General features: G+C 46.9%; 3 protein-coding genes and 1 rRNA gene. 2 read left to right on the top strand and 2 right to left on the bottom strand.

Features of this window, described 5'->3' with window-relative positions; all coding sequences use genetic code 11:
• Positions 1 to 39: 39 nt before the first annotated feature.
• Positions 40 to 1,368, bottom strand: coding sequence for an IS3 family transposase (locus tag V3851_RS26870; protein ID WP_331847368.1), 1,329 nt, complete (start codon positions 1,366 to 1,368; stop codon positions 40 to 42).
• A 175-nt stretch (positions 1,369 to 1,543) separates the two neighbouring features.
• Positions 1,544 to 1,921, bottom strand: a complete 378-nt coding sequence (locus tag V3851_RS26875; protein WP_331849430.1) for a YgzB family protein — start codon at positions 1,919 to 1,921, stop codon at positions 1,544 to 1,546.
• Between the two features lie 128 nt (positions 1,922 to 2,049).
• On the opposite strand from V3851_RS26875, the gene V3851_RS26880 reads away from it, so the two are divergent.
• Both V3851_RS26880 and V3851_RS26885 read left to right on the top strand, forming a co-directional pair.
• Positions 2,050 to 2,928 (top strand): nucleotidyltransferase-like protein, encoded by an 879-nt coding sequence (locus tag V3851_RS26880; RefSeq protein ID WP_331849431.1) that lies wholly within the window; start codon positions 2,050 to 2,052, stop codon positions 2,926 to 2,928.
• A gap of 311 nt (positions 2,929 to 3,239) precedes the next feature.
• Positions 3,240 to 3,422 (top strand): 16S ribosomal RNA (locus tag V3851_RS26885); the annotation flags it as partial.

Raw genomic sequence — 3,422 nt, forward strand, 5'->3', positions numbered from 1 at the left:
TAAACTGGCCCCTTAGTCAAGGACACTTTAAAAAAAGGGTTAAGCCGCACTTAAAAGATGATTCCTGTATTGAACAGGAGTCATTTTTTTTCGTCCCCATTGATATCTGTGGTAATTGTAATAGCGAATGTAGCGATGAATCTCTCGTTCCAATTCAGCCAGTGTTGCACAGTTTCGGCTTTTTATATGATCTTTCAAATGTCCAAAGAAGGACTCCTGAGGGGCATTATCCCAGCAGTTTCCGCGTCGCGACATGGACTGTCCAAGGCCTTTCATTTTCAATAAGTGCTGGTAGGTGGGACTTGTGTAGTGGCTCCCTTGATCTGAATGGATGAAGGCGTCCTTATGGAGCTTCAATCGACGCTGTCTCGTTAATGATTTAACGGTGTCTGTCGCAAGACTTAAATGGAGGGTAGTGGAGAAGTTATGGGCAAGCAGTTCGCCTGTGGCGGCATCCAACACGGTCGACAAATAAGCCGTCTGCGATTTGCCATACGGGAGATAGGTGATGTCGGTGAGCAGCGCAAGTCCGGGAATCCCCTTCTTGAAATCCCTCTGCAGCTCATTAGGAACGGTGCGATGCTCGAGTGTTGCTTTCGCCATACGCCGATACGGATTGGCCCGTCGATGGGGACATATGAGATTAAACTTATTCATGAGTCGTTTGATTCGCTTGAGGTTGTACACCGTGTCATACTCATGTTCCAGTGTCATTTTGATCGAGCGCGAACCTTTCTTGAATCCTCTTCGATGAAAGGCTTTCTTAACAAGGGCTCCGGCTTGTTCATCCCTTCGCATACGTTCTTCACGCTTACCGGCAGATAAAAGGTAGTTGTAATAGCCTGAGCGTGATACGTCTAGCAGCTCACAAAGGAAGCCCGTCATGCGTGTGTATCCTTGTTCAATCGCGCCCTGGATAAGTTCGAATCGTTCACTTTTACCTAGGTTTTCTCCGTTTGCTAACAGCCTCCTTTCGCTCCTGTCTAACTTTTTTACGTATTCCAGTTGTGCCTCCAGCAGCTTGATCTTTGCTTCTTGTTGGGCAATAATCTCATCGGGTGATAACGTTGGTTTCAACGGACGTAAAGCTGCCTCTTTGCGTGAATCCGCCAGTCCGATGATTCCGTCTTTGTCATAGGCTTTCTTCCAACGATCCGCACTCTGCTCGACTCGCTTGATCCCGAGCATCTCCACGTCAAAGCCGTTTGCTTCAAAAATCTCTCGAGGAGTCCTTCCTAATAGATACTGGTCGATGAATACGCGTTTGAACGCATCGGCATACGTGATTGATTTCTCACTGACCCGCAAAACATTTGGATTATTCGCTAAAAGCGTACGTTCATTTTTATTAAAGAGTTTCTTACTCATGCCCTCGCCCCCACTATTGATTCCAGTATACAAAAAGGTACCCATACGCTAAACACTTTTTTCTAAGTGTCCAGTGTATGGGTACCAGTTTACTTCGTCCAACCTTTTTGTTATGCAGCTATCGGTATCGGCTTTGTTCGGAGCCGAGCCGAGCTTTCGAATGCGCTCTGACGGTTCATTTGTTGCCGGCATGCTCTGCGCTCAACTGTTCCAATTCATCGGCTGTTACCGTAGCCTGCGCCGGATCCAGGGTCAGGATCGTTTTACAGAACATACAGCGGTCCGTTTTGCCAAGCATTTTCGTCAGCTTGTGGCATTCGGGGCATTCCAATTGAACGGCCGAGGTGGACAGCATCCCCGCCCAGAAATAAATCGCCAGACTGGCCAACATCGCGATCAGTCCGATTACGAGGCCGATCCCGGCGACGATTTTGCCCGACTGTCCCCAGAAGACGATTCCGGCCGTGCCAAGGACCATCAGGCCCATTCCGGCCATCGTCAATAGCAGTCCCCATAAACGGAATTCATTAATTTTGCTGGATTTAAAGAACATCTCGGAAAAACCTCAATTCTTAAATATTCATTATTAAAAATTCAGCAGGAAACCACATAGAGGCGTAGAACTATTATTAGAACTATATTATAACGAATCGGCAGAAATACGCCAAGGTGGAGGATAACGTGGAGCCAACCTTTTTTTCTTTTAAGGACAAAGGAAAGGGCAGTCAACAGGCGCTCGGAGCTATAGGGTACCGGCAGGGAGGCAGCGGTTTTAACGGTTCTCTTCTGCATGATTTCGAACTGCTTGTTTTGGTCGTTTGCGCCCATAACGATGATAATGATATTCATATAGAACATTGCATGAATGGAGAGGTGCCCTATCAAATACGGTATATCGGCAAGGATGAATTGAAGAACTGGGTGGCTTCGGGAGAAAACCGCGAAATTATTCATTGCTTCTTTCATGGCGAAGTGATTTGGGATATCGGTGGGGAGGTGAAGGCATTGCGTCAGGAGCTGGCCGATTTTGGCGGCAGTATGAGTGAATCGCGCAAGCTAAAGGAATTCGCCAAGTTTTTGCAAACCTATGTTGAGGCAAAACAATATACCCGTAACCTTGATTACATGGACGCCTATTTCAGCGTTCTGCAGGCCCTCAAGTATTATGCCCGGATCGAACTGATCGACCAGGGAATCGCCCCGGACAAGAGCGTTTGGGAGCAAATCCGCTCGTTTAACACGGTGGTTTATAAGCTGTTCAATGAGTTGACCGATAGCCAGGAGACCTTGGAACAGCGGATAGAGCTGGTGCTTCTGGCCTGCGAGTTTTTCGTCATGTCCCGAATGGAGGACTGCTGCTCTGTTCTGTTGCGGATTTTGGGAAGCCGGAAGGAGCCGTGGAGCATTCAGGAATTAATAGTTCTGCCGGAATTGGCTCATGTTAAGGAAGAGCTGCCCATGGTCATAAGGAAACTGGTTTACCGTTCATTGGTCAAACAGACCGCTCATGCCTCCGGGGACCACGCGAGGGACGGACGGGAAATTCGATATTGGGTTTAAAAAAATGAATGTATTGTTTTTCCAGTATATTTTCCGTGCAAAAGTGGTTGACTGCCGCGTTGTTTCTGTGATAAATTATAACTCGCCCCTGAAAGACAAGGTGCTGAAATTCAAGCGAAAGTTAAGATAAACAAAAAAACTTGAAAAAAAGTTCTTGACTTAAACGAGGCGAACATGATATATTATAAAGGTCGCTGCTGAAACAAAATTGCGACGAAATAAACGAAGTTGATCTTTGAAAACTGAACAACGAGTGAGTATTAAATGAGAATTAATTTCTCGTCAGTTTTGAAATGAGCAAGTCAAACACTTTATTGGAGAGTTTGATCCTGGCTCAGGACGAACGCTGGCGGCGTGCCTAATACATGCAAGTCGAGCGGACTTGATGGAGAGCTTGCTCTCCTGAGGGTTAGCGGCGGACGGGTGAGTAACACGTAGGCAACCTGCCCGTAAGACCGGGATAACTACCGGAAACGGTAGCTAATACCGGATAA

Origin of the sequence: Paenibacillus haidiansis (assembly GCF_036553665.1) — a bacterium.
GTDB classification, from domain to species: Bacteria; Bacillota; Bacilli; order Paenibacillales; family Paenibacillaceae; genus Fontibacillus; species Fontibacillus haidiansis.